Below are 26,848 nucleotides of genomic sequence, written 5' to 3' on the forward strand. Positions count from 1 at the left end.
AGGACAATCACCTCCCGGCTTATTGTCTGGAGAGGCGGACTTCAAGCTGCTCAAGGCTCAGCCATTCGGCATCGGCTGAATCTACGATCCGCGAGCGTTCCGTCAGCACGCCTTCGTGCCAAGAAGGCGAAGTAATCTCGATTCCGTCGCGGGAGAACGACCTCCACAGCAGATCCATCGCAGCCAAGCGTTCCTCCTTCGACATTCGCGAGATCTCTTCTGCTGCGAGCATGCTTGGACTCTAGCATTCTGGTGGCGCGATTCAAGATTCCGGCGGAGCCGGGTTGATCGACGGGATGAGCTCACGGTAAGGCGGCGACCGCTGCGATCCCTCCGGGATCGAATATTATCGGCCCGGATTTTCCGGGGGTGTCGCTTCGCTCGACCCCCGGCTACTGCCGCTTTGATCCCTTCGGGATCAGAAGAAGCTCGAAAGGCAGTGGGACCAGCGGGCGGAACCTCAGTGCGGAAAGCAGAGCCATCGCTGAGCATTCCGCAGCATGCCTCAAACATGTGTGGGATTTCGACAGGAGCGCCGAAACTTCATGGCGGATCGGGGTTTTCCACGGGCATTCTCCAACGATGAAGGCCCTCCTGATCTCCATGCTCCTGCTCGCCGGTTTACTGGCCGCAGCGGAAAGCCCCGACGCGTCGAAGCCGCGGACCTGGACCTCGAACGATGGACGCGCGATCACCGGCACTTACCTGCGCGGCAACTCACAGGGCGTCGTGGTGAAGCGCGAGGATGGCAAGGAGGTAACCCTGCCGGTCCGCTTCCTAAGCGTGGCGGACCAGGAATTCGTGGAGCAATTGCTGGCGACGGAGAGCAAGTCGAAGGCACCCGAGGAGAAGCCGAAGGGCTCGATGACCTACAAGCTTTCCGCAGGCTCCGAGAAGTGGCCGGAGGACCGGCGCAAGCGCATCACCGAAGCGATGGATGCGGCGGTGGAATTCTACAACAAAACCGGGAACTTCAAGAAGGCCCTGACGGCGAACAACAGCCCGGGCACGCCGACAGCGGATGCAAACTGGGACGGCTGGATCAACTTCGGCGGCAGCATCAACCGCCGTACCGCGCTGCATGAGATCGGCCACACGCTGGGGATCGGCACGCACTCAAACTGGCAGGCAAACATCAAGGACGGCCTCTGGACCGGGAAGCACGCGCTGGAACAGCTCCGCGAGTTCGACGGCAAGGAGGCAGTGCTACACGCCGACAAGATGCACTTCTGGCCCTACGGCCTGAACTTCGACAACGAATCGAGCAAGGAAAACGATGTGCGCCACGTGCTGATGGTGGCGGCAATGCGCAAGGACATGGGGATTGATTAGGCGACCGGCTGATTGAGCCACCGGGAGAATCAGTAGCGGGGCACTTGCCAGATGGCCGCAAGCGGCTTGATTGGCGGTATGCGCGAGACTGTTAGCCGGGCCCGGGGAATCCTTCATGGAGGGACTTCCCTGTTGGCACTGCTGCTCTGCGCGTCCTGCGGCTCGCTGCAATCGAATGCTGGCCGCTCCGCCGAGCGGAAGCCGCAGGCCAACGACTCGGTCACCGGGACGGGGCAGCTCGCGGCGAGCGCCCTCCGATCCACCGCGCTGGCGGGAGTGCGGCAGCCCTTCACGACCCTGCGCACGGGGCTCGCTATGCTGTGGCACCGGCCGCGCGAGATCGTTGCCGGTAACCTGCCGGTGGAGTTGGTGCCGGAAACGCAGTCGGCGGAGGTGCCGGGGACCCCGGAATTCGAAGCGCTGCTCGACCGCAAGGGGATCCCGAAGGGGATGCCGGGCAGCGTGCAGTGGCTGGTGGACGGCAAGAGCTTCTTCCCGGAGCTGGACCGGCAGTTGGCAAAGTCCAAGCAGTCGGTGGACCTGCAGTTTTTCATCTACGACAACGACCAGATCGCGGTGCACTACGCGGACGTCCTGAAGCAGAAGGCGGAGCAGGTGCCGGTGCGGGTGCTTTTCGACGATCTGGGCAGCACGACCGCCCAGAACGCCGCACCGGACACGCCGGGACCACGGGGCTTCACGCCGCCCGCGGACATCGCGAGCTACCTACGCGATGGATCCCGGGTGCGGGTGCGACGGACCCTGAATCCCTGGCTGATCTGCGATCACACCAAGCTGCTCGTGTTCGACCGCAACTCGGCGATCATGGGCGGGATGAACATGGGCCAGGAGTATTACTCCGAGTGGCACGACCTGATGGCGAAGGTGGAGGGCCCGGTGGTAGCCTCGCTGAGCAAGCAATTCAACCGGGCCTGGCGCAAAGCTGGGTTCCTCGGAGATTTCGCGCTGATCGGGAAGCCGGGCTGGCGCAAGGGTCCGGAGACGGTGCCGAACGCGTTCCCGCTGCGGGTGATGCGGACCGATGCAGCGCGCGGCCAAACCCAGATCATGGATGCCACCCTGCTGGCGATCCGCGCGGCGCGGAAGCGGATCTGGATCGAGAACCCCTACTTCGCCCACGACGAAACGGCCACAGCTCTGGCGGCTGCGGCCCGCCGCGGGGTGGACGTACGGGTGATCCTGCCCGCACGAGGTGACTCCACGATCATGGACACCGGCAATCTGGCGACAGCGCGGGACCTGATCCAAGCCGGTGCCAAGGTCTACCGCTACCCGCGGATGACCCACATGAAGGTGATGATCTGCGACGGCTGGGCGCAATTCGGCTCGGCGAACCTCGATGTCCTGAGTATGCGCATCAACCGCGAGCTGAATCTGGCGATGAACGATCCGGCGGCGCTCCGGGCGCTGGAGCAGAAGGTCTTCCAGCCGGATTTCCGGGCTTCCCGGCAGCTCCGGCAGTCGGAAACGGATTCCGCTGTCGCGCCGCTTGCCGAGGCGGTGGCGGATCAGCTTTAAAAGGCGGCGATGCGAGGAGTTCGCCATGATGCCCTGCGGGGCCTGCTGGAAGCACAGGGTCCCCTGCTGGGCCTGATCATCCTGATGTTCAGCCTTTTCATCCTCCAGGAGACGAGGGGGGTGGAGTGGTGGATGCCCTTCGCGACGGTGCCGTCGGCAGTGGTGGAGAGCTGGCAGCACCTCCGTTCCGGACAATTCGAAGCGGCGGACCTGAAGACCTTCAGCACCTTGGTGAGCTACGCCTTCCTGCATGGCGGGGCGGAGCACATCATCTATAACATGCTGGCGATGTGGATCTTCGCCGCCTTGATTGCTGAGCTGATCGGGCACCGCTGGATGTTCGCGATCTTCTTCGTCACCGCGGTGGCAGGGGGAATCTTCCACGTAGCGCTGAATCCCGAGGAGCTGAACCCGATGCTGGGAGCCTCCGGCGCAGTGATGGGTTTCGAGGGCTTTTACCTCGGCATGGCGGTGCGCTGGCAACTGCCGACGCCGCACATCTGGCCGATGTCGCGACCGGTGCCGCCAGCCCAACTCGCGGCGCTGGGGGTGCTGGGGATGTACCTCGATTTCACCTCGATCATGAGCAAATCGGGCTCAAATGTTGCCTACGGTGCCCACCTTGGCGGCTTTGTCGTCGGCCTGATGATGGCCGCCCTCCTGCCCCTCCGACCCCGGGGAGCCACCCTGCGGCGCTTCTAGGGTTCGTTTGAAATGAGTTTGGACCGCGGGGGGAATGTGTGTTAGAGGGGAGATGCAATGAAAATGTCCACCCTTGTCCCACTGGGCGTGATCTTGGCCATAGCAGGGCCCTCATGCAGTTATTACGGTGAGCCTTACCAAGCAGCCGGTTACAGTCCCCGCGATGCCTACTATCGCGGGCATACCGACGGCAGAGGCGACCGCTACAACGGCAAAGCCTACAAGCCACACATCAACGAAGACCGGACGCTGCCAAGCGCCCATCGCAACGATTACATCTGGGGCTACATCGATGGCTTCCGCCACCCTGATAGCTACGGCTACACCGGGAGCAAATAGGCAGACATTTGCCCCGGCAGCAGCTAAGCTGCCTGCATGACCCCCCCGCTCAAAGCTTCGGCTTTGTGGTGCATGAGTGTCGCCTCCGCGGCGGCAGGCCTGTATGCCCCCGGCGTTTCCCCCGGAAATGTCCCGTGGCCAGGGGGTGTCGTGCCTTATGTTTTCGATGCGGGAATTCCCGCGGCAAAACAGGCGATCTACCTGAACGGGCTGCGGGAGTATGAGCTGGCGGCGAATGTCCACTTTGTGCCGCGGGCGGCGGAGACGCAGTACATTGTTTTCAAGTTCGACCCGCAGGGTCCCAACCGGGTCTCGGGCAGCCAGCCGGTGACGGTGGAGGTCAATTCGCTGGCGCGCGGGCAGATCTGCCACGAGATGGGCCACGCCTTCGGGCTGGAACACGAGCACCAACGGCCGGACCGGGACGGCTACGTGGAGGTGCTGTCCGCAAACATTGTAGCGGGGAATGAGGCGCTATTCGCGATCGCCAGCGGGGCGACGATGCATGGCGCTTACGACTTCGAGTCGGTGATGCACTACGGGCGCGATACGCTTTCGACCCAGCCTGGAACCTTGGACACGCTGCGGGCGAAGGCGGGCTACGAAAAGTACCAGACGCGGATGGGCAATGTTGCGCTGAGCCCCGGTGACCGGGCCTTGATGGCCTTCCTTTACGGGCCGCCGGCGGTGGCACCATCGGCGGTAGTAACGACGACGGCCGACGGTGGGCCGGGGAGCCTACGGGCGGCGATGTACTACGCGACGGACCATCCGGGGACGCCGGTGAGTTTCAATATCCCCACAAGCGATCCGAACTACTCCGGGGGAACCTGGACGATCCGGCCGAAAGCATGGCTACCACCGCTGGCGAAGGATGGGATCAAGATCGATGGCAGCACCCAGCCGGGTGCCGCGGCGCTGCCACGGGTGCAGATCGCCGGGACGGATCTCGCGACGGAAGAGGGACAGGCTCCAGGCTTCCTGATTCTGGAGGGCGATTGCGAGATCCAGGCAATGGGGGTTTCCGGATATCCTTGGTGCGGGATCAATCTGTCGCGGCCGGATGCGACGGGGAACCGGATCCTGAACTGCACGAGCAAGCTGAACCTCTTCCAAGGGATCCAGATCTCGGAGGGGGCGCGGGACAATTTGGTCGAGGGGTGTGTGCTTTCCGGGAACAACCAGTACGGGCTGTGGATGTCAGAGGGCCAAGGGAATGAGGTGAGAAACTGCAAGGTGGGCACCACGGCGGACGGGACGGCCGCGCTGGCGAATCAATCCGGCGGGATCATTCTAACAGGCGGTACCCATCACGACACGGTGGAGGGCAACCTGCTGTCCGGAAACAAGGATGCGGGCCTGTGGGTGACGGGTGAAGGCGTGGACCAGCATGTGATCCGCAACAACCGGATCGGCACAAATGCAGCGGGAACGGCGGCGATCCCGAATACCTTTGCCGGGGTCTACGTTCTCGATGGTGCCGCGGACAATTTGTTAGAGTGGAATCTCTTCTCGGGGAATGCTCAGGAGGGATTGCGGCTCGCAGGGGTGGGAACGACGGGGAATACCGTGAGAGGAAATTTCGCGGGCACGACGGCGAGCGGTACAGCGGCACTGGGGAATGGCTTCGCCGGGATCACGCTGTTCCAAGGCGCGTCTAACAACCGGATCGAGGACAACGTGATGTCGGGCAATGGCTCGGTGGGCTTGGCGATCCGCGATGCCGGCACGACAGCGAATCGCGTTTACCGGAACTTCATCGGGACGAATGCCGCAGGGACCGCAACGGTACCGAATGCATTTGCGGGGGTCGATCTCTCTGGCGGGAGCAGCGGGAATTTTTTGGGCGAGGGGCCGGGCAGCGGGAATCTGATTTCCGGGAATGCCGTTTACGGGGCCTTCGTGGCCGATGCAGGACCGGGCGGGAATGCGATCCGTAACAACCGGATCGGGCCGGATGTGTATGGCGTGGCGGCGTTCACGAATCAATTCGATGCCATCGCGATCGGGGCTTCGGCGAATGGCACAACGGTGGGCGGCAGTGAACCGGGAGCGGCGAACCTGATCCGGGGAAATGCCGGGCGTGGGATCGTGCTCTTCGAGACGGGTGCGACCGGGAATAGCTTCCGGCGCAACTCGATCGGGGGAAATGGCTGGGATGGGATCGCGATGTACAACGGGGCGAATCACGGGATTGCCGCGCCGGTGATTTCAGCGGCAGTGCTGGGGATCGGGACCACGGTCACGGGGAGCTTCACGGGTGCTCCGAATGCGAGCTATCGGATCGAGTACTTCGCCTCCGCCGCGGCGGGCACGAATGGTGAGATGTTTCTCGGAGATAAGATGGTGAACACGAATGGCGGCGGAGCGACTGCGATCGACATCGTACTTCCCGCGAGCGTGCAGGCGGGGCGTTTCGTTACCGTGACAGCAACGGCGATATCGAGTGGTGATACATCGGTGTTCTCGAATGCGGCGTTGGTGACGACGAGTGATAGCGACGGCGACGGGATGCCGGATGCGTATGAGGATTCGGTGGTGGGCTTGAACAAGACGAACGCGGCGGATGCGGCGGGGGATTTGGATGGAGATGGGATGAGCAATCTCCAGGAGTTCCGCACCGGGACGGATCCGCGCAATGCGAATAGCAGGCTGCTGCTGATGGCGGAGAAGTCGGCGGGAGGAGCTAGCTTGAAATTTCCGAGCGTGGCCGGGGTGATCTACCGGATCGAGGCAGCGGATGATTTGCCGGGCGTGTGGCAAATGGCCGCGGTGAATCTGTTAGGTAGCGGTGTGATGATGGAGCTGGAGCTCCCTTCTACGAGTCGGGTGCGGTTCTATCGCTTGGTGGCCGGGGAGTGATGCGAATCCAAGAAATCCCACTAGCATTCGGAATGCGGAAGAAACCACGAATGAACACGAATGAACACGAATGAACACGGATCAACACGGATCAACACGGATCAACACGAATGAAGATCCAGTTAAGGTAGTCTCCCCTGTCTTTTATTCGTGCTCATTCTTGGCTCCTTCTGCCTTTGGCGCAAGGTCACTTTGGATTGGATCGGGCTCCAGCGACTGGAGTTCATGGCGAACCTATGGTGACTCGATAGCCGCTGCGATCCCGACGGGATCGAGTATTTCTTCTTTCGGTTGACCGAGGGTGTCGGCTTTGCCTCAACCCCCGGCTACTGATGCTGTGATCCCTTCGGAATCAGGAGAGAGCTGAGTCGCACGGCGGGAGTGCCTTAGTTGCCGGCCTTGGCCGGTGCATCCAGCCACTCCTCGTTGAAGCGGGCGAAGGCGATCATTTCGTAGGGCTTGGCTTGGCCTTTCTCGTAGACCATCGCGACTTTGCCCGGACCGGTGACGGCCATGTCCGAGTAAGCACTAGGACCCTCGTAGATCAGCTTGGGAGCAGCCCAGGTGGTTGCCTCATCCTTTGAAGACCAGATGGAGATCCCCGCGCGGGTATCGCCTTGGGGGCAGGTGAAGAGGATGCGATTCGCCGGGTCGCCTTGATCCGTGGCGCGGAGACGCTGGAGACAGCCCTGCACCACGGGGCAGGTGAAGTTCGGGGCATCGGTAAAGCCGCCATCGAGCCAAGTGCTGCCGCCGTCATTCGAGATCGCAGCGGCACGGGCATGGGGGCCGACATGGTCGCGGGCATTGAAGTAAACGCGGGAGCCTCCTCCGGGCGCGGGGCTCACGAGTTCGACGCAGGTGTTCTCATTCGGCGCGACGGTCTCACTCGTTTGCATTGTTGCGCCGAGCTGCCAAGTGGCACCGTGATCGTCCGAGTAAACAGCCTGCACGCCGAAGGGCCCCTTGTCCTTCCCGGGCGTGCCGATGCGATGGTCACAGGGAATGAGCAAGCGGCCGGCCTGGGCACCGCGCTTGAGCTGGATGCCGTGGACCGGGCCGGTGGCGATCCAGCCCCAGCCCTCACGCTTCACCACAGGGGTGATGTCCTTGCGTGGTGACCATGTCAGCCCGTCATCGGTAGAGACGCTGTGGAAGGCCTCGGTGTTGTTGCGGCAGAAGAGCAGGTGGATATGGCCATTCGATTCATCGAGGACGGGCACCGGGTTGCCGATGGTGACCGGGGCGGTATCGCCCTCTTCCTGGATCACGGCCAGCGGTCCCCAAGTCTGACCACCATCAGTGGAACGGCGGAGGACGATGTCGATATCGCCGTGGTCAGTACCCGAGGATTTGCGGCCCTCGCAGAAGGCCAACAGGGTGCCGGAGGCGCTGCGTAGCAAGGTGGGGATGCGGTAAGTGTGATAGCCGTCGGCTCCCGCGGTGAAGAGCGGTGTTTCCGTGAACTCAGGCGCGGCGCTCACTGGAGAGGCAAGAAGACAAACTCCCAAGGCAAGGCGTGACGACAATGACCGCATCATAAGGACAGGGTGAAGGAGCCGGGGCGGAAGGAAACGGCGATCCCACGGTCGGTTTATCAGACCGGTTTCTCTGGTGCCTTTTTTCTTTTTGCTGCCAATCGGAAGATAGGTGGCTTGAATGCCGGGACCATGAGCCTGACGACCAACCTGGTGACAATTCATCCCTACTTCAAGCTGCAGCCGGACAAGAAGTCCGAGGCGGAAGCCATCGTGAAGGACTTCATCGCGAGGACCGAGACCGAGTCGGCCTGCTTGTTCTACGAGTTCACGGTGAACGGCGACGTCGTCTTCTGCCGCGAGGGTTACGAGGGCGCGGCGGGCGTGCTGGCCCACCTTGAGAACGTCGGCGAACCGCTGGGCAAGATGCTGCAAATCAGCGAGCTGATCCGCCTTGAGTTCCACGGCCCGGCCGCGGAGATCGATTCCCTGCGCGGACCCTTGGGCCACCTCAATCCGGACTTCTACGTCCTGGAGGCCGCTGCGAAGCGTTAACTGCCGCGAAAGGTAGTTAGCAGAAGTTCAACTGAATGGGCTAGGCGGCGGGCTCGCTGCGTGCTTTGCTGAGGGGCTGGCTGTGCTCACTGGCACGCGGCACGAAGCGAATCCGGATCCCCCGCCGGCCCCATGAAGTTCCCCCGCTTTCTGTCCATCGGACTGCTGGTGCTCGCCGCCTCCTCCACGGCACTGGCGGAGCGCAGCAAAGTGCTGATCATCGAAGGTGCCAGCAATCACGACTGGCAGCACCGCAAGGAGATCCTGACGGCGATCATCTCGCGGGACGGCAGTTTTGATGTGACGGTGAATGTCACGCCGGGGGCAGCGAGCGATCCCGGCTGGGCGACATGGGCCCCGGATTTCGCGGCCTACGATGTGGTGCTGTCGGGATACAGCAATGGCGCGGGTGGCGAGCCGCGCTGGCCTGCGGCGGTGGAGAACGCCTTTCAGAATTACGTCAGCAGTGGCGGTGGTTTCGTCGCCTTCCACGAGGCCTGCGACTCCTTCGCCGGCTGGACCGCCTACGGCGAGATGCTGGGGCTGCGCTGGAATCCCGCCAACAGCGGCACTGCCGTCGCGGTGAATGCGAACGAAAGCCTGCAGATGCTGCCGCCGGGGCAGGGCTCCTATACCAGCCACGGCGACCGGGTGAACGTGCTGGTGAAGCGTCTGGGCAATCACCCAATCCACTCCGGGCTACCGCCTTCATGGATGGCTGCCGATCTGGAGGTGTGGCGCTACCCGCGCGGGCCCGCCCAAAACCTAACAGTGCTGTCCTACGCCAAGGATCCCACCACGCAGCTTCAGTTCCCGGTAGAGTGGACCGTCAACTACGGCAGTGGCCGGGTCTATGCCTCAAGCTACGGCCACATCTGGACCGGCGACGCGCAGCCGATCGGGATGCGCTGCGCGGCGTTCCAGGAGAATCTGGTCCGGGCTCTGAAGTGGTGCGCGGGAATCAATCCACCCGTCACTGTGCCCTCGGACTTTCCCAGCAGCACGGCAGTATCGGTCCGCTCACATGTCGAGGGCCTGAGCGGCTTCGGCGGGCCGAAGCCGGTGGCGGCATTTTCCAACGGCGCGCTGCCGACGCTTTCGATCGTGCCGACGGGAATCGCAGTCACCGAGGCCTTCCCGGCGCTGGACTGGGATGCGCCGATCGATGCCAAGCCGTGGCCACAGGCGAGCGGCCAGCTGATGATCGCCGAGATGGATGGCCGCATCTACAAGGTGGCCGACAACGACGCCGCGACGACCAAGCAGCTGGTCCTGGATATCCGCGACCGGGTCTGGCACTACAATTGGGATAACGCCGACAACGGCACCAAGCACGGCGGCGTGCTTTCCACGGTCTTCCACCCGCAGTTCGGTAAGGGGCTGAACAAGGACTTCCTCTACGTCTATTACACGTGCAACACGAACGACGCTCCGAGCGCGAACCCGCCCTTCTACGACCGGCTCGCACGCTTCACCTGGAATGGCACGGCCTTCACGCCGGCCAGCGAGCAGCTCCTGATCCACCAGTATGACACGACCAAGGGCCACGAGGGCGGAGGGATGTGTTTCGGTGCAGACGGCTTCCTCTATCTCGCTTTTGGCGACGAGGGCACCGAGAGCGGGGATTCCACGCCGCACACGCAGAAGATCAACGACCGGCCACGCTCCGGCGTGTGGAGGATGGATGTGGACATGCAGGGCGGCAGCGTGAGCCATGCGATCCGGCGGCAGCCGGCGGGGAGCGGATCCTTCACCCAGAACTACTACATTCCTAATAGCAATCCGTGGCAGGATGCGAGCGGCGGGACCTTGGAGGAGTTTTATGCGATCGGCCTGCGCGAACCCCACCGAATGAGCTTCGACCCGGCGACCGGGAGTTTCTGGATCGGCGACGTGGGCGCGAACAACCGCGAGGAAGTGGACCTCATGGACGGCCCGGGTTTAAACTTCGAGTGGAACTACAAGGAGGGCAGCGCCGATGGCTTCCGGACCCAGCCGAGCCCGCTGATTGGCAGTTCGCGGCCACCGGTGTACGACTACCCGCACTCGATTGGGTCCTGCATCATCGGCGGGCAGGTTTATCGCGGCAGCGCCATGCCACAACTGGCAGGCAAATACCTCTACGGCGACAACGGCACGCAGCTGCTCTATGCGCTGCAATTCGACCCGGTGACGAAACAAACGGTCGGGGTCCAGCAATTCGGCCAAGGCCGGGCGGGCTATCTCTTCAACGGCATAAGCTCCTTCGGCGTGGATTCGCAGGGCGAGCCGCTGCTGCTGCAACTGGCCGGTGCCAACACCGGAACGGCCCAAATCTCGCGGATCAAGCCGGCCGGTCCACCGAGCGGTGGGACTTGGGCTTACCCGCCCCTACTGTCGCAAACCGGCGTCTTCAGCAAGCTTCCCACACTCACCCCGGCGGCGGGCATGATCCCCTTCGACGTGAACATGCCGCTGTGGAGCGCGGGCATGCACAAGAAACGCTGGGTGATGATCCCGAACGACGGAGTGGCGAACACCCCGGCCGAGCAGATCAGTTACAGCGAGACCGGGGCCTGGCAACTGCCGGTGGGTAGCGTATTCGTGAAGCACTTCGCGCGGCCCGATACCGACGCGCCGCTCGAGACACGACTCCTGGTCCATGGCACGGACGGCTGGGGCGGGGTGACCTACAAGTGGCGGGTCGACGGCAGCGAGGCGGATCTGTTAGATCAAGGCGGAGAGGAATCGCTGACGGTGAATGGGCAGAGTTTCACCTACCTCTACCCCTCGCGGCAGCAGTGCAAGCTCTGCCACACCGGGCTGGCCGGGCCAGTGCTGGGCTTCCGCACGCGACAGCTCAACCGCGACTTCAGCTATCCGGGCGGCGGCACTGCGAACCAGATCGAATCGCTGAGCGTGACGGGCTTCCTCCCGCAATTGCTGACGAAGCAGATGCTGACCGGAGTGCTTTCTTCGGTGGAAGTGGACGATCCCGCGGCAAGCGATGAGGCATGGGCGCGATCTTACCTTGATAGCAACTGCTCGCACTGCCACCAGCCCGGCGGCAGCTCGCGGGCTTTCTTCGATGCGCGGCTGACCACTCCCCTCACCTCGCAATCGATCATCTGCGGTCCGGTAATCGACGGACTTGGCGCACCGGCACCGGCAGTGGTGAAGCCGGGGAGCTTTGAAAATTCGGTGATGCTGCTGCGGATGAACACGATCGACGCGTGCTGCTCCATGCCGCCGCTGGCCAAGGGCATCGTTGACAAAGTGGCAGTATCGCACCTCGCGGACTGGATTCTGGGGATGAGCGCGGACTCCTGCACCCGAACCCAGGGCTTCTACGGCGGCGGGGATCTCGGCATTCCCGGTCCCACCCCACCGGCCGCGCAGGGTCCCGACCTGTGGCACGCGAACATCGTGATCAACGAGGCTGCGACCTTCACGAACACGACTGGTGCGGAGCTGACATTGGCGATCGACCGCTTCCACTTCAACGCCGGGCGTACTGGCGATCCGCTGACGCCCTTCATCGTCAAGGTGAACGCCAACAACAATTTCACGGTCGTCGCGATCGGCAGTCCACGGACGAACTACCAGATCGGCAGCAACGACCTGCCTTTCATTGATGGAGCCTCGAAGCTGGTAGTGGCGCCGGGCCAGACGCTCGCGATCGGCTTCATGGACGCGAATCCGAACGGCTCGGGCGGCAGCGCGGCTGGAATCATCGATTGGGAGGACGGCGGTGCCGAGATCTGGCATGGTGGTGGAGCGGCAGATGCGGACGCGGGCTCGCTGACCCTCGGCCAAGCCCCCAACCCCGGCACCCAGCTCCAAACCACCCAGCACCGGAACTACCAATTTGCCATCAGCTATATCATTACGGGCTACGAAGTCGGGAATGGCCTGAAGATCCTAGCCGGGGCGGCACCCGATGGCGCGAACTCAAACCTGGTGATCAACGAGACCGACACCTTCACCAACACCACCGGCCAGGCGATGACGGTCACGGTCGACGAATTCCGCTTCCACGCCGGGCGGGTGACAGATCCCGTGACGCCCTTCCTGGTGAAGGTGAATGCCGACAACAACTTCACAGTGCTGGCAGTGGGCACACCCCGGACGGGCTATTCCCTGGGGAACAATACCTTTCCCTTCTCCAGCGTGCCGACACGGGTGAGCTTGGCAGCAGGGGACAAGATGGCGGCCGGCTTCATCGACTCTCTCCCGGACGGCACCGGTGGCACGGGAAAGGGCGTGGTGAATTTCACCGAGGGTGGGGACGAGATTTACTACAGCTACGACGTCACGAACGTGGGCAGCATCGTCACGGTCGGGAAGGCTCCGGTGCCAAAGGGCTACCAGCACACGGATTTCCACCGGAACTACTTCTTCTCCGTCTCGCTTGGCTTCGGCGGCAAGGAAGACGAGGACAGCGATGGCCTGCCGGACAGCTGGGAGCTGGCCTATGCGCCGACTGTCGGCGTCCTCTCCAGCGCGGCAGACAGCGATGGCGACGGCATGAGCAACGCGGAAGAGCGGGCCGCGGGAACAGACCCCACCGATCCCGGGAGCGTCTTGGTCGGGGTCGAGGTGGTGAAGGACACGGCCAGTGTGATCGCCTCCCTCAAGACGGTCCCCGGGCGCACTTATAAGATCGAGCTCTCGGCAGACCTCCAGACTTGGATCCCCAAGGGCAGCTTCAGGGCAGCGAGCTGGCCAGCGACGGTCACGCGGGTGACGGTGCCTTTGAGCGCCCTGCCGCCGGAGGCCGCAGCGAGCTGCTACGCACGTTTTTCACCAACCCATGACTAGGAGCAAAACGCGCTTTTCCTGAGGGTCGGCGGCTTCGGATTGGGGTTTGGGAAATCCAAAAACCGCGAAGCCAAGATCGCATCAAGGGGAGCGGCTGCGGCCGCTATTTTGCTTGCGAAGATCTGGCGGTTGCATGTGCTGGGAGCATGGCAACCGATCGTCGTGATTTCCTCCTCTCATTGTCTGCCGCTCTCGCCGCTGGCGTCAGTGGTAGTTTCGGCCAGTCCCAGGACCCGTCCACGGGCGCGGCCGTCGTCGGCCAAGGCAAGTATCAGTGGAAGGCCGTGCCGGGCTGGGGCGTGCTCGACAAGGATACCCCGGTGAAGGACTGCCACGCGATGATCCAGGTGAAGGACGGCCGGATCTTCCTGCTGACCAACGAGACGAAGAACAACGTCATCATCTACGACAAAGCCGGCAAACTGCTCGGCAAGTGGGGCACGGAATTCCCCGGCGCCCACGGCTTCACGCTGGCGGAAGAAGACGGCAAGGAGATCTTCTACATCACCGACCACGACCGTCACCAGTTCTTCAAGACCACGCTCGACGGCAAGATCCTGCGGACCTGGGACTACCCGGAGAAGAGCGGCAAGTACGCGAACGCCGGCGAATTCAAGCCGACCCACGTGGCGCTCGCGCCGGATGGCGGCTTCTTCGTGGTGGATGGCTACGGCAAGAGCTGGTGCCACCGCTACGATGCCAAGGGCGAATGGGTGAAGTGCTTCGGCGGCAATGACGGCGGTGGTGCCAACCTCAATTGCGCCCACGGTGCCTGGGTGGATACCCGCGACCCCAAGAAGCTGCTGTGGATCACCTCGCGCAGTGAATCGAAGCTCAAGCGCTACACTCTGGACGGCGAGCTGGTGGACATTCTGGAACTGACCGGCGCGCAGCCGAACTTCATCGTACCTTTCGGCGATCACACGGTGATCCCCTGCCTGCGCGGCAATGCTGCCAAGAACGGCAAGGTGGGCGACAACGGCTTCCTCTGCGTGCTCGATCCGGAGCGCAAGGTGATCTCGAACCTGGCCGCACCCGCCCCGAACTACGCCGGCGAGAAGCTCGACGCGCTGGCGGCGGACACCAAGCTCTTCACCTTCCCGCACGGGATCCTGATCGACGACGACCAGAGCATCTACGTGGCGCAGTGGAACTCCGGCCGGACCTATCCGATCAAGCTGGAGCGCGTGAAGGCCTGAGCCCGAGCCGACTACGGTACTCGGAAGACCAGCAGACCGGATCCGCATCGGCGTTTGACCTACGCTGATGATTCAGGTATGTGTGGTTTCCCATGGAGCCATCGGAAAAAGAGCTGCAGCAGATGCTGGAGGCGCGCGAGCGCGAGCAAGCTGCGTCGTGGCAAGGGCTCCGGAAGCAAGCGACCAAGGCGATTTTAATTGGGATTTTGGCGTTGGGGGCGATCGCGATGGCGATTCCCTCCTCGCGCGAACTCCTGATCGCCTTTGCCCAGGAGCTGCCGAAAGCGCTCTCCGAGGATCCCTTGCAGGCCCCGGTGGCAGCAGGTGGCGGGGGCGGCGGAACCGTGAAGGCAGAGGGTCCGGAATCGAGTGAAGATATGCTGAAACGGGCGACGGCCATCGGCGCGCATGCGACCGGCGGCCAGGCACCTGATGCCAGGGACATTGAGTTCGGGAAAGAGCTGCTGAATTTCATGACCGGCAGAGCGGATGTGCCCCAAGCTCCGCCGGCGCCAGCACCAGCGGCGCCACAACCCGCCGCGGCACCGCAGCAGGCAGCACCGAAAGTGGCGGGGACTCCGGGAGCCAAGCCTTGACGCAGGCGGCGCCGGGAAGTCCGCTGAGCAGGTGACCCGGCCCGAACTGCACGAGATCAACCGGCTGTCGTGGAATGCCGCGACGATTGCGCACAATTCGCACAAGCCGGATCAGGCAGGTTTCCTCAAGAATGGTGGCAGCACGCTTTTCCCCGAGGAGATCGAACTGTTAGGCGAGGTGCAGGGCAAGGAGGCGGTCCACCTGCTGTGCAACTCGGGGCAGGACACGCTCTCGCTGGCCAAGCTCGGCGCGAAGGTGACTGGCGTGGACATCAGCGATGAGGCGATCGCCTTCGCCAAGCAACTCGCAGCGGACTGCGGGATCGCGGCGGAATTCGAGCGCTCGGATGTTTATCCGTGGCTGGAGGCTGCGATTGCAAAAGGTCGGCAGTACGACCTTGTGTTCTGTTCCTACGGCGCGCTGTGCTGGCTCTCGGATCTGCCGCGCTGGATGAGCTTGGTCGCGGGGATTTTGAAACCGGGCGGGCGCTTCGTCTGTGTGGAGTTCCACCAGGTGGCAATGATCTTCGATGAGCACGGGGTGCCGACCTACGACTACTGGATGCCGGAGCCACTGCACTGGGCGGTGGGCATCTCGGACTACGTAGGCGATTCCTGCGGTGGCTTGGTGGCATCCGGCGAGGTAGTGAATCGGGAACCCTTCGTGAATCCGTATCCCTGCTACGAATTCCAGCGCGGCATGGGTGAGATCCTGGGCTCCGTGCTGAAGTCCGGACTGCGACTGCGCGATTATCGCGAGTACCTGCACTCGAATGGTTGGAAGCCCTTCAAGGAGATGCAGGCGCTCCCGGGGCGGCGTTGGACGATGCCGGAGGGCAAGGCGAAGATCCCGCTGATGTACGGGATGGTCGCGGTGAAGGAATAGCACGTCATGGAACTGCTGGTTTATTGTCTGCTCTTCGCGGCCGGCTTCGGTGGCGGTTTCATCGATGCCGTGGCGGGAGGCGGTGGGCTCATCACCGTGCCGGCGCTACTGGCTGCCGGACTACCGGTGCAGGTAGTGCTTGGCACCAACAAGTTGCAGTCGTCCTTCGGCACCAGCATGGCGGTGTGGCGCTATGCCAAGGCGGGACTGATGAAAACGCCGGGGCTTAAGATCGCGGTAGTGCTGGCCTTCCTAGCGAGCGCGGGCGGTGCCTACGTGGTGAGCGTGCTGAAGCAGGATCTGCTCAAGCAACTCATCCCGTGGTTGCTGGCAACAGTGGCGGTCTACACGGCGCTGAACCGGAAGTTCGGAATTCAGGCAGGCGAGCGGAAGATGTCGCCGGTGCTGTTTGCGGTGATTTTCGGAATCGCGCTGGGCTTCTACGATGGCTTCTTCGGGCCGGGGACGGGATCCTTCTGGACCCTGGCGATCGTGGCGCTGTTAGGCTTGGATTTGAAGGGGGCGACCGGCTACACGAAGGCGGCAAATCTGGCGAGCAACGTGGGGGCGCTGTGCATCTTCCTGCAGAAGGGCTCCGTGCACTACGGTGCCGCGGCGGTGATGATCGGCGGACAACTGATCGGCGCGCGGCTTGGCTCGGGAATGGTGATCCGCAAGGGCGCCGGGTTTATCCGGCCGGTGTTCCTGACGGTGGTGTTTGCGATGACGGTGAAGCTGCTGTGGGAGGCGTGGAAGTAGGCGGCCGACTTCAGCCGGACACCGCGCTCGGCTGGCGGACCAGCTCCATGCCTAACAGGCAGACGTCGTCATCGAAGTGATGGCCGTCGGAGTATTGGAGAACGCGGGACAGCACGAGATCGAGCATGCCTTCCAGGCTTTCCTTGCTGCACTCCGCGGCGGTCTCCATCAGGCGCTTTTCCAAGAAGGGTTCGCCCTCGTGATTCTCCGCTTCGAGAATCCCGTCCGTGAACATCAGGAGGCGGGTCACTTCCGTCAGCGATACGGTTCCAGAGGGATACTCCGCCTTCGCTATAAGGCCCAGCCCGGGGCCCTTTTCCTTGCGGGTGGCGGCGAGCTGGCGGACACCACCGGGACCGGTGGCCACGGCACCCGGGTGGCCGGCACAGGCATAGGTGAGCGTGCCTGCGGAGAGATCGACGACGGCGTAAAAGGCGGTGGCGAACATGGTGGCTCCCGCGCGTTCGAGGATCGCGGCGAGGCCGTTGTTCAGGCCAGTGAGGAAAGCCGTGGGATCGCCGGCGCTGCGGCGCTGCTTCTCTAACAAGCCGCGCAGCATCGCGACCACCAACGCGGAGCGGACCCCGTGGCCCATCACATCGCAGATCAGCATGCCCGCCTTGTCGTTCGAGATTCGCAGGACCTCGAAGAAGTCGCCGGCCATGCCGGAGATCGGCAGGTAACGCGCGCCGAAGCTCAGCGCCGATGCTCCATCGCAAACCTCCGGAAAGGTCGAGCCTGCGAGGGCCTGCTGGATTTCGCGGGCGAGCTGGAGCTCTTCCTCGTAGGCTTGGTTGCGGACCTGCAACTCGGCGGCCAAGTCGGTTGCCTCCTGCTTGGCGGTGACCAGTTCGGTGACATCGCTGGAGACGCCGAAGGTGCCGCGAACCTCGCCATTGCTATCGACCCAAGGGAACTTCGAAGTCAGCACCCAAGTATCGTCACCGCCGCGCCAGGTTTCCTTCTCGACCTTCTCATTGACCGCCTCGCGGCTTTCCATGATCTGCTGCTCATCTTCAGCTGCCTGTTGCCAGTGCTCTTGGGCGAAGAAGTCGCGGTCATGCTTGCCGGTGAGTTCCGAGGGGTCCTGCAGACCCATCCAGTCGGCCATCTGACGGTTCGCCAGTACAAAGCGGGACTGGCGGTCCTTGAAGTAAACCTGCAGCGGCACGTGATCGATGAGCATGCGCAGGAGGTGGCGCTCCTCCTCGATCTGCGCCTCCGCCTGCTTGCGCAGCGAGATATCGATCATCGAGCCGGCGATACGCTTGGCATGGCCCTCGCGGCTGCGGACCACGGTGCCGCGAACGCGAAGCCAGCGCCAGTGGTCGCTGCCGGTCTTGACCCGGCAATCGATTGCGAGCAGTTCCGGACCCGCGGGGTGCAGCACATTCTTCAGGGCCAGGGCAAAGCGCTCGCGGTCCTCCGGATGAATGTTCTCATGGGGCTCGAGGAAGAGATTCGGCGCATTCGAAATGCCGCACTCGAGAAACTCCAGAATCCGGCGGGAGTAATAGATATCCGGCTTGCCGATCCACCAGTCCCAGATGCCCTCGTTCGAGGCCCGCAATGCCAACACCAAGCGCTCCGCCTCGTCGGAACCTGATCCGCTCGCTCCGTCCGGGTGACTCATCAACTATCAGGAAAGCACCACCGTTCCACAGCGGCAATCTGTTTTCCGAGCATTCAGGAAGTCCCCTGCCCTACCCATCACGACAGCTTGATTTCCGGGATTCCTGGCTCACATTCCGCCTCGTTTTGAAAACCGCCGCTGCCCTTCTCGCGCTTTTGGCCGCGCCGCTCGCCTTTGCGGCGGGCGCGCCCCCCGCCGTCGCCATCCCGCCCTGCTGCAGCGGCAACAGCCGCTCGACGGCGCTGGAGCAGGACCTCTTCGCGGACCCCTCCCGCTGGACCTTCCCCGATGCGAAAGCCTGGAAGTGGAGCGGCGAGGGCAAGGACCGGGTGCTGCAATTGATCGCCCAGAGCGACCCGGGCACCAAGCCCAAGTACCGCAGCCCCTTCAACCTGGCTTGGTGCGAGGGCAAGGAGTGGAAGGACTTCACCCTCACCGCGGAGCTGCGCCTGACGAAATTCGACGCCGGCAACAACGACCTTTGCATCGCCTTCGGCCGTGCGGCGGAGAACCGCTTCTACTACGCCCACCTCGGCGAAAAGGCCGACGAACCGCACCACCAGATCCACATCGTGGACAACGCGGACCGCAAGCCGATCACGACCTTCCGCACCGGCGGCACGCCGTGGAAGGAAGGGACTTGGCACAAGGTGAAGATCGTCCGCAACACCACGAGCGGTGACATCGGCGTGTGGTTCGACGACATGGACAAGCCGGTGCTCACCGCCCAGGACAAGACCCTAGAGTGGGGAAAGATCGGCCTCGGTTCCTTCGACGACCTCGGCGAGTTCCGCAACGTGAAGATCAAGGGGACCAGCCGCTAGCGAGCCTCAGGGGCGCGGGCGTTCCCTCGCCTTCGGCAGGAGCGGGATGAGCTTCTGGAAGTAGGTCTTGTCCTCGATGTCGGTGTGGACCTTGCCACCGGGGCCGAAGTACTTCCACTCGTGACAGCCGTAGCAGATCTGCAGGACGCGCTGCTTCCCGTTCTTGCTCCACACCAGCGCGTAGTCCGGGTGGAAGCCGGCGCAGGTGGTCTTGATCGCCTGGGCCTCGTGGGAGGCGGAAAGCTTGTAGATATCGAGCACCTTCTCGGCGGTGCCCGGCTTCGCATCGTAGGGCTGAGCGAAGAACTTGAAGCCTTGGAACTCGACCCAGCCGCCGCGCTTCACTTGGCGCTCGTAGGCGCCCTTGTCCGCCACCGGATGGGCGAGGCCACGGTAGATTTTGACGTTGTTGGCGGACTGGTTGATGTCGATCTCGGCACCCCATTGCGAGCGCATCTCGGTCTGGCGCATCGGCTCCCCACCCTTCCAGCAGCTTTGGGTGGAACAGGAGGCGAAAACGAACAGGAGCGGCAGCGCTAGGAGCTTCATTGCGAAAGGAATGCTAGCATGCACACGGCGGGTGTCACGCGGAGGAATCGTCAACCCGAACCCGTTCCCGCGTTTGGATTTGAGCGAGTTCGGCAATCGTCCGGGGGTGAATCGAAGCGAGCCGGAACCAAGTCCCCTCGACCTCCGTCGCGTGCGGCAGCAGGAACATCCTTCCGGAGGTCTGCGCCATGATCATCGCCATCATCAGGGTGTTAGAGAGACCGATCTGCTGGAGCCGGCCGAGCTTCAGGACGTCCTCAAAGTGAACCATCATGGACAGCGCCATGACATAAGCTCCGAATGCAGCCAGCGAGAAGACCAAGGTCCGCAAAAACCGCCGCCGCCCGGCGACCCGGAAGATCCTCAAACGACGACGGTGCTTCTTCCACCCGAAGAGCAGGAAAAACAGAACGCCCATGATGATGCTGGTAGCGATCACGATTCGCCCAAACTCCAGAGCCCCGTAGACCCCGCGCATCGCAATCGCAAACAAAACGCCTAGCGCCACCAGTTCGCTGATGATTACCGCCCGCCAGGCCATTGGCGACATCCACGCCAGCGTGATCCAGCCTCTGACCGTCGGGCCCCCATCGCTGCTGCCAAAGAGGCATATCGGCGGCAACACCGCGCCGTCCTGCACCCAGAGCGAGCCATCCTCAATGCGCCACCTGAGGGAATCGTCCTGCGGAAACTCCGGGGCTTGGACCTGCGGCGCGCGGTAGGGATCGGCAGGATCGGAATCGCTCATCGTTTCCGGAAAGAGAGTGGAGGCTCCATGTCCGGCGGGGTCAGGCGCTGGATTTCCTCCAGCCTGGCAATCACAGCGGGTGCGATGCCCCTCATCTCGTACCAGCCATCAGAGAGTTTGCTCGCCATCCCAAAGCGACTGTCACGAATCGAGCGAAGGAGTATCAACGCTCCGAGCAACAGCACGGCGATGTTGATCGGCCCGCACGCACGGAAAATGACTCCCTTGTGGCTCTCGAGATAGATAACCACAACCATGCCAACGAAGATGCCCGCCATCCACAACCACGTGCGCATGGCTGAAGACCTCGATGCGGAGTGCGAGCGGAAGAACTCCACCCGGGGCTCCTTGCTCGTCGTCGCCAGGATATTCGCGATGGTGACAAGAGCGAAGGGCAAGGGACTGAGGGACAACCATCCCACAAACGCAAGAATTCCAAAAACGAGCCAAACCACGCCTATCCACCATGGTGGCACCCGACGCATGAGCATGGACTGATACGCTCCGGGTTCCGCCTCCAGCGATCCCGCCACACAGACATTGGGAAGGTTCGCGAGATGGCGCACTTCCAGCCGATCATCCATCACCCGCCAGAGGCGACCGCTATCCGGAGAACCCGAAACACGCGGCTCTTCATGACCCGCAGGCGGAGCATAGGGATTTAGCTCGTGGTTCATGAACATGAGCACGCTTCAACTCCTGGTCGCGATTGACTTGGAACTGCCCCGATAGCGCCGAGATGCTTCAATGCGGCAGGATTCACACCTTGCAACTCATGCCATCCATCGCGCGATGCGACAATTCGTAACGCCCTTCTCGCCTTCGAAGCTGAGAAAGCGACCCCCAGTATAAACAGGCCCAGGGAAGCCGAAATGCTTGCCACCGTGGCGGATTCATCACCGATCATCCACTCACTGCATGCGACCGCAGCCAGCGTGCCGACGATCGGCCCGACCACGAAGTTGACGATGTCTTTCCCAACGCCACGATAGGACCGGAACACGCTGATGTTGATCCTAGGTCCACGCCGGCGGCCGGGTAGGTGCAAACTCACCCGCCTTCCCCCGATGCCAGCCTTGCCGCTGACAATACACACATCCGGAAGCACCGCAGCGTCCCTCACCCACAAACTCTGCCCCTCTACCTTCCAACCGTGGCCCGCATCCACGACCACCGGTTTGATCCATCCGCTGGCAGCTGGAGGTGCGTAGGGATCAAGCTCCTCGCTCATCTCCGTCGCCCGCGGTAGCGATCCCGCGGATCCTCCTGGGGCGTTTCCTTGTCGCGGTAGCGCAGGATACCCTGCTCCTTCAGGTTGCGAATGAAGTCACGGGCGTTGTCGGAAACCTCCGCGTCGTTGTTCAGCGTGCCAATCAGGCCATCGCCGTGCTCCGCACGCTCAAAGGCATTTCCCGCTTTGTCGGCAGCTCGCGAGATCGAGGCCACCGCCTTCGGCACATCGCGGAAGGCAGGCTCAAGATCATCGATCCGCTCCCCGGCGCGGGCCAGGGTTGCATCGGCGCTATCGGCCGCCTTCTTGATTGCCTGGATCGCCTCACGGGCATCGCCGAGGGTCGGATTCAGATTCTCGCTGGTCTTGGCCCAGTCGGCAGAGGCCTTGTCGAGATTCGTCAGCAGTCCTTCGACATGCTGGAGATTCTGTTGGGAAAGGAGCGAGGTATTGATCTTGTCCAAGGAGTCAGCCAAGCGGTTGGTCACGCTCCGGATGTCATCCACCGCAGAGTCCACTTTTTTGAAGGTCACCTCCGCTTCCTCCATCAGTCGGCGGGCATCGCGGCTCACGGCCTCCGCATTGTTCTGGATCGCATCGAGGCCGGAAGGACCGCCACCCTGCAGTACGGAGCCCTCCTGGAGAAATCGCCCGGTGCCATTGCCCGGCTCCGGCGGAGTGATGACGATCATCTTGTCACCGAGCAGCGTGGCCGAAGCGATCTGGATCATAGAATTCTCCGGGATCTTGATCGCGTCGTCGATGTTCATGACGACCTGCACCTTCACGTCTGAATTGAGCTCGGGCGTCTCGCCGACCTTGCCGATGCGGGCGCCGCCCATGCGGATTTCCGAGCCTTTGATCAGGCCGGCGGCATCCGCGAAGACAACGGTGAGCTGATAGTTGCCGCGGAAGCGGTCACTGAAGCGCCCGAACTGGACGATCAGGCCGCCCAGCAGCGCGAGGCCGATGAACACGAAGACTCCGACCCAGAGTTCCGTTTTCGCTTTGGATTCGCCCATGCACCGAGCTTCCCCCCTCAACCTGCGGACTGCAAGGGCGATCCGACCCAGGGCTCGCCCGAATCCCCGTCGACAAAGGGCCGCAAAATGGGGTCTTGGGTGTCCTTCAGCTCCTCCGGCGATCCAGTCCAGTGGACTCGCCCCTCCTGCAGGAAAACCACCCGGTCGGCGATGTGGAAGACGCTGCGCATTTCATGGGTGATCACCACATTGGTCATGCCGTGGTGGTGCTGGAGGTCCTTGATGAGATGGTCGATGGAATCCGCGGTGATCGGATCCAAGCCGGCGTGCGGCTCATCGTAGAGCACGCAGGCGGGACGGCCGACGACGGCGCGGGCGAGCGCAACCCGCTTGCGCATGCCCCCGGAAAGCTCGGAGGGCATTTTCTTCTGCTGGCCCGGCAGGCGGACGATTTCCAAGGCCTCGGCGACGCGGTCTTTGATCTCCTTGGCATCCTTCACCCCAATTTCGCGGAGGGGGAAAGCGACGTTTTCCTCGACGCTCATCGAGTCGAAAAGGGCGCCGTTCTGGAACATGATGCCGACCTTGCGGCGGTAGGGCGCGAGCTGGCGCTCATCGAGCAGGGAGATGTCCTCGCCATCGACCTCCACGGTGCCTTTCCACGGGCGGAGGAGTCCGGGCAGATGCTTGAGGAGGACCGACTTTCCGCCGCCCGAGCCGCCGAGCAGGACGAGGGTCTCGCCGCGGATGATATCGAGATCCACGCCGCGCAAGACGTGCTGCGAACCGAACTTTTGCTCGAGACCACGCACACGGATGAAGGGCTCGCCCATGAGGGGAGGCTCTGAAAGGTAGCGAGTGAGATCAAGGGGAATGGAAACGATCCAAACTCCAAGCCTCGACCCCGCCCTCAGCCCCACCCGTCGCCATCCTCGCCACCATCTCTCCTAACAAAATCGTGAACTTGAAACCATGCCCGCTGCATCCGGAGCAGAGCACGATCCGCCGCGAGCCCGGAGCATGATCGAGGATGAAGCGCTCGTCCGGCGTGATGGTGTAGAGGCAGGACTGCGCGGTGATCACCTCGCCCGAGAGATCCGGAAAACGCCGGGCAAGGTGGTCCATCGCGCGCTCCAGGTGCTCCGGCATCAGCGGGCGCTCCGCTTGGTCGGGATCGAAGTCCATGCCCGCATCGTGCGAGGCGAACTTGATCCCTGCCACCCGGCCATCACTGGGGAAGCCGTAGTATTCGCTCGGCTCCTCGATCCACACCGGCAGGCGCTCCGGCTGGAAATTCTCGGGATGTCGAGCGATGCCAGCATAGATCACCTGGCGCAAGGCGGTGCGCAGGGGCAGCCCAAGCGGTGCCAGCAGCTTCCCCAGCCAAGGGCCCGCGGTCACGATCACGACATCGAAGGAATCCGTACCGCCATCGGTGGAGACGAGCACCTCTCCCTCAAGCTCTTGGACATGGCGCACTGCCGTGGCTTCACGCAGCCGCGCTCCCGCCTCACAGGCGAGCCGCGCTTGCGCCAAAACACAGTCGCCCGCCCGCAGGAAGCCTGACTCGCTTTGGAAGACCGCTTCGGCACCGGCACCGATATTCAACGCCGGGAAGCGCGCCGAAGATTCTTCCCGTGAGAGCAGCTCGTAGCCGAGGCCCGCTTCCTCCAAGGCAAGACGAGTCGCCTCCACCTTGGCATCACCCTTCGGCCCGAAGGTCAGCCCACCGCAGCGCACGAAAAGCTCCTGCCCGGCCTCCCGCTCCAGCTCGTTCCACAGCTCGTAGCTGCGGGCCATCATGCGCGTGTGGAAGGCATCCGGATAGCTGCGGCGGATGATCCGGCTGTGCCCGTGCGAGCTACCGCGCGCATGGCCCAGCTCGAATTGCTCATAGCCGACCACCTCATGCCCCTCGCGGGCCAGGAAACGCAGGGCAGCCGAACCGCTGCCCCCGATGCCGATCACCGCGATCCTCATCGCCCGGCATCGGCCAATGCACGGGCTTCGCCGCCCTGGGGCTCATTGGAGCTCCCCATCTTGAAGGGATTGGTCGTGTCCTTCCCACAGGAGGCAAAGAGAAGACAGGAAGCGAGACCGGCGGCGAGCAAGAGCAAGGACTTCATAGCGAGCTTGAAATACCCTCCCATGGGCCCCGGGTCAATGCCGCCACCGGGGCCATAGCCCTTTCATCTTCGCGATCACCTCCGCCACCCGCGACTGCCGCTCACCCCGCACCAGAAACCACGGCACTGGCTGTGCTGCCAGGGCATCCGCAAACCAGCGGTGCATCTCGTGGCGCAGGTGCTCGCCGTCGCGCAGGCCATCCTGCACGAAGGGAATCTCATCGCCTGTTAGAATATACAGATCCGCCCGGCCCCCCGCCGCGAACTCTTCCAGCTCGGGCAGGTGCGTATTCATGTAGCGCCGGTGCCACAGCACCGTGGCAAAGGCATTCGTGTCGCAGATCAGGATGCGGTTTGCCTCTCGCGCGGCTGCGTTCTCGCGACGCGTTTGTTCGCGGGCGATTTCCAAGAATTCCGCGGAGTGCCACGTGCTGTCGCCCCGCGCCTGCTTGAGCGCGCTGTACTCCCGGCCATACTCGGCGACCCATGCGGTGTCTAAGGCTTCCGCCAGGTCCGTCGCCAAGGTCGTCGTGCCGGTGGACTCCGCACCTAGGATCACGACGCGCTTCGCGAACCACTCCTTAAGCGGCGGATCGATGAAGTCCCACATCGCGAATGGGTCGCTGCGCACCGCGGTGCCACTGCACGGAACCGTAAGGCGCGCGTGGTCCACCATCACGTGCCTCGCACCCATCATTCCAGCATAGCGCTCGCCATATTCTTCCGAAGTGAAGACCACATCCGGCGCGCGGCCGAGCCAGAGCAGCGTGTTCTCCGCCCACACCCGCGTGTCGTTCTCATCGTAGCGGTCGTCGATCAGCATGATCTCCGCGGTTGGGACCATCTCCCTCAGCCAGCCCGCACGCAGCTCCGGCGGGATCGGATCGACCGGCTTGCCGCAGACAATCACCACCAAGCGCTCGCAACGCGACAAGGCGGTCTCGATCAGGAAGCGATGCCCGCGGTGCGGCGGCAGGAATTTGCCCACCACCACGCCGAGTCCGAAGCGCTCCGCACTCACGCTGCCCGTAGCTCCTTCCGCCATCGCTTGAGTCCGAGAATGCACAGCACGATGAAGCCTGCGTAGAGCGCCGAGGTCAGCGGTAGCTTCTTCGACAAATAGAGCGGCACGTAGATCAGATCGGCGGCGATCCACAGCCACCAGTTCTCAATCTTCTTCCGGCAGAGCAGATACTGCGCGGCCAGGCAAATCACCGTGCTCAGGGCGTCCCAGAAAGGGGCTGAGCCGTTCACCATGATCAGGATCTCACGCAGCCCCCATGTCCCTGCGACAAGAAAGACGGCGATCAAGATCCACTCCATTCGCGAAGTATCGGAGACCTTCAGCTTCGAGCGGCCCTTGCCACCATACAACCACTCCCACCAGCCCCACACGCCGAAGCCGAAGTACACCCACTGCAGCCCGAAGTCCGCATAGAGGCGCGCTTCCCAGAACAGAAACGCGAAAGCGATGTTGTTCGCCAGCCCGATCGGCCAATTCCAGATATTCTCCTTCGTGACCAGCCAGACGCAGATCGCACCGGTGGCGAAGCCCCAGGCCTCCGTCATATCGATCGGCAACCACTGCAGCCGAGCACAGAACAGCAGTAAGGCGGACAGCAGCGGAACCAGCACCGTATCCGGCGTGATCTTGGCAGGCGGCACCTCGTTGAGCTCCGCGGTGGTTATGTCTGAGTCATCCGCCAT

The 26,848-nt window shown here is 63.1% G+C and carries 25 protein-coding genes; 12 read left to right on the forward strand and 13 right to left on the reverse strand.

What is annotated here, in order from left to right:
* Window positions 1-19: 19 nt before the first annotated feature.
* On the reverse strand, window positions 20-232 hold the full coding sequence (locus BV071_RS16845) for an addiction module protein (RefSeq protein WP_035609559.1): 213 nt from the start codon (window positions 230-232) through the stop codon (window positions 20-22).
* A 350-nt stretch (window positions 233-582) separates the two neighbouring features.
* Between BV071_RS16845 and BV071_RS33150 the strand changes: the two genes are divergently transcribed.
* The 5 genes from BV071_RS33150 (at window position 583) to BV071_RS16870 (ending at window position 6,774) form a co-directional block, all read left to right on the forward strand.
* Complete coding sequence (locus tag BV071_RS33150; RefSeq protein ID WP_052573467.1) at window positions 583-1,332, forward strand: hypothetical protein; 750 nt, start codon at window positions 583-585, stop codon at window positions 1,330-1,332.
* Between the two features lie 78 nt (window positions 1,333-1,410).
* Window positions 1,411-2,871, forward strand: coding sequence for a phosphatidylserine/phosphatidylglycerophosphate/cardiolipin synthase family protein (locus BV071_RS16855; protein WP_265594532.1), 1,461 nt, complete (start codon window positions 1,411-1,413; stop codon window positions 2,869-2,871).
* Window positions 2,872-2,880: 9 nt separating this feature from the next.
* Entirely contained in the window at window positions 2,881-3,573 is a 693-nt protein-coding gene (locus tag BV071_RS16860; RefSeq protein ID WP_035609564.1) for a rhomboid family intramembrane serine protease, read from the forward strand.
* 63 nt (window positions 3,574-3,636) lie between these two features.
* The gene (locus BV071_RS16865) at window positions 3,637-3,912 is read left to right on the forward strand and encodes a hypothetical protein (protein WP_035609565.1); all 276 of its coding nucleotides are present in this window, start codon (window positions 3,637-3,639) and stop codon (window positions 3,910-3,912) included.
* A 72-nt stretch (window positions 3,913-3,984) separates the two neighbouring features.
* A complete protein-coding gene (locus BV071_RS16870; RefSeq protein ID WP_265594533.1) occupies window positions 3,985-6,774 on the forward strand; it encodes a M12 family metallopeptidase in 2,790 nt (929 codons plus the stop codon).
* Window positions 6,775-7,160: 386 nt separating this feature from the next.
* On the opposite strand, the gene BV071_RS16875 is transcribed toward BV071_RS16870, so the two are convergent.
* Entirely contained in the window at window positions 7,161-8,258 is a 1,098-nt protein-coding gene (locus tag BV071_RS16875) for a sialidase family protein (protein ID WP_052573468.1), read from the reverse strand.
* A 186-nt stretch (window positions 8,259-8,444) separates the two neighbouring features.
* Here BV071_RS16875 and BV071_RS35475 point away from each other — a divergent pair, with 186 nt between their 5' ends.
* The 6 genes from BV071_RS35475 to BV071_RS16905 all read left to right on the forward strand — a co-directional run bounded on the left by BV071_RS35475 (window position 8,445) and on the right by BV071_RS16905 (window position 17,047).
* Complete coding sequence (locus tag BV071_RS35475; RefSeq protein ID WP_035610000.1) at window positions 8,445-8,807, forward strand: hypothetical protein; 363 nt, start codon at window positions 8,445-8,447, stop codon at window positions 8,805-8,807.
* Window positions 8,808-8,939: 132 nt separating this feature from the next.
* A complete protein-coding gene (locus tag BV071_RS16885) occupies window positions 8,940-13,607 on the forward strand; it encodes a ThuA domain-containing protein (protein WP_035609573.1) in 4,668 nt (1,555 codons plus the stop codon).
* 146 nt (window positions 13,608-13,753) lie between these two features.
* Window positions 13,754-14,806 carry a hypothetical protein gene (locus tag BV071_RS16890; RefSeq protein ID WP_035609576.1) on the forward strand — a complete coding sequence of 351 codons (1,053 nt, stop codon included), beginning with the start codon at window positions 13,754-13,756 and terminating at the stop codon, window positions 14,804-14,806.
* A gap of 92 nt (window positions 14,807-14,898) precedes the next feature.
* The gene (locus BV071_RS16895) at window positions 14,899-15,402 is read left to right on the forward strand and encodes a hypothetical protein (protein WP_035609579.1); all 504 of its coding nucleotides are present in this window, start codon (window positions 14,899-14,901) and stop codon (window positions 15,400-15,402) included.
* A gap of 31 nt (window positions 15,403-15,433) precedes the next feature.
* Window positions 15,434-16,288, forward strand: coding sequence for a class I SAM-dependent methyltransferase (locus BV071_RS16900; protein ID WP_035609582.1), 855 nt, complete (start codon window positions 15,434-15,436; stop codon window positions 16,286-16,288).
* A gap of 6 nt (window positions 16,289-16,294) precedes the next feature.
* Window positions 16,295-17,047: a TSUP family transporter gene (locus BV071_RS16905; RefSeq protein ID WP_035609585.1), complete on the forward strand. Its 753-nt coding sequence runs from the start codon at window positions 16,295-16,297 to the stop codon at window positions 17,045-17,047.
* Window positions 17,048-17,057: 10 nt separating this feature from the next.
* Here the strand turns inward: BV071_RS16905 and BV071_RS16910 are convergent, their stop codons facing one another.
* A complete protein-coding gene (locus BV071_RS16910; protein WP_035609588.1) occupies window positions 17,058-18,680 on the reverse strand; it encodes a SpoIIE family protein phosphatase in 1,623 nt (540 codons plus the stop codon).
* 125 nt (window positions 18,681-18,805) lie between these two features.
* Between BV071_RS16910 and BV071_RS16915 the strand changes: the two genes are divergently transcribed.
* Window positions 18,806-19,504, forward strand: a complete 699-nt coding sequence (locus tag BV071_RS16915) for a family 16 glycoside hydrolase (protein WP_052573470.1) — start codon at window positions 18,806-18,808, stop codon at window positions 19,502-19,504.
* A 6-nt stretch (window positions 19,505-19,510) separates the two neighbouring features.
* On the opposite strand, the gene BV071_RS16920 is transcribed toward BV071_RS16915, so the two are convergent.
* The 10 genes from BV071_RS16920 to pnuC are packed head-to-tail and all read right to left on the reverse strand — an operon-like array spanning window position 19,511 to window position 26,848.
* The gene (locus BV071_RS16920; protein ID WP_035609591.1) at window positions 19,511-20,053 is read right to left on the reverse strand and encodes a hypothetical protein; all 543 of its coding nucleotides are present in this window, start codon (window positions 20,051-20,053) and stop codon (window positions 19,511-19,513) included.
* A 34-nt stretch (window positions 20,054-20,087) separates the two neighbouring features.
* Window positions 20,088-20,801 (reverse strand): hypothetical protein, encoded by a 714-nt coding sequence (locus tag BV071_RS16925; RefSeq protein WP_035609596.1) that lies wholly within the window; start codon window positions 20,799-20,801, stop codon window positions 20,088-20,090.
* A complete protein-coding gene (locus BV071_RS16930) occupies window positions 20,798-21,478 on the reverse strand; it encodes a hypothetical protein (protein WP_265594534.1) in 681 nt (226 codons plus the stop codon). The genes BV071_RS16925 and BV071_RS16930 overlap by 4 nt, the downstream gene beginning before the upstream one ends.
* Entirely contained in the window at window positions 21,475-22,032 is a 558-nt protein-coding gene (locus BV071_RS16935) for a hypothetical protein (RefSeq protein WP_035609601.1), read from the reverse strand. Before BV071_RS16935 ends, BV071_RS16930 begins: the two co-directional genes overlap by 4 nt.
* Entirely contained in the window at window positions 22,029-23,054 is a 1,026-nt protein-coding gene (locus BV071_RS16940) for an MlaD family protein (RefSeq protein WP_035609602.1), read from the reverse strand. The genes BV071_RS16935 and BV071_RS16940 overlap by 4 nt, the downstream gene beginning before the upstream one ends.
* Before the next feature lie 17 nt (window positions 23,055-23,071).
* A complete protein-coding gene (locus BV071_RS16945; RefSeq protein ID WP_035609605.1) occupies window positions 23,072-23,848 on the reverse strand; it encodes an ATP-binding cassette domain-containing protein in 777 nt (258 codons plus the stop codon).
* A 31-nt stretch (window positions 23,849-23,879) separates the two neighbouring features.
* Window positions 23,880-24,995, reverse strand: coding sequence for an N-methyl-L-tryptophan oxidase (solA, locus tag BV071_RS16950; protein ID WP_052573471.1), 1,116 nt, complete (start codon window positions 24,993-24,995; stop codon window positions 23,880-23,882).
* Window positions 24,992-25,141, reverse strand: a complete 150-nt coding sequence (locus tag BV071_RS35480) for a hypothetical protein (RefSeq protein ID WP_265594535.1) — start codon at window positions 25,139-25,141, stop codon at window positions 24,992-24,994. The genes solA and BV071_RS35480 overlap by 4 nt, the downstream gene beginning before the upstream one ends.
* A gap of 34 nt (window positions 25,142-25,175) precedes the next feature.
* A complete protein-coding gene (locus BV071_RS16955; protein WP_052573472.1) occupies window positions 25,176-26,186 on the reverse strand; it encodes an AAA family ATPase in 1,011 nt (336 codons plus the stop codon).
* Window positions 26,159-26,848 carry a nicotinamide riboside transporter PnuC gene (pnuC, locus tag BV071_RS16960; RefSeq protein ID WP_081886056.1) on the reverse strand — a complete coding sequence of 230 codons (690 nt, stop codon included), beginning with the start codon at window positions 26,846-26,848 and terminating at the stop codon, window positions 26,159-26,161. The genes BV071_RS16955 and pnuC overlap by 28 nt, the downstream gene beginning before the upstream one ends.

This window comes from Haloferula sp. BvORR071 (assembly GCF_000739615.1).
In the GTDB taxonomy this organism is placed as follows: domain Bacteria; phylum Verrucomicrobiota; class Verrucomicrobiia; order Verrucomicrobiales; family Akkermansiaceae; genus Haloferula.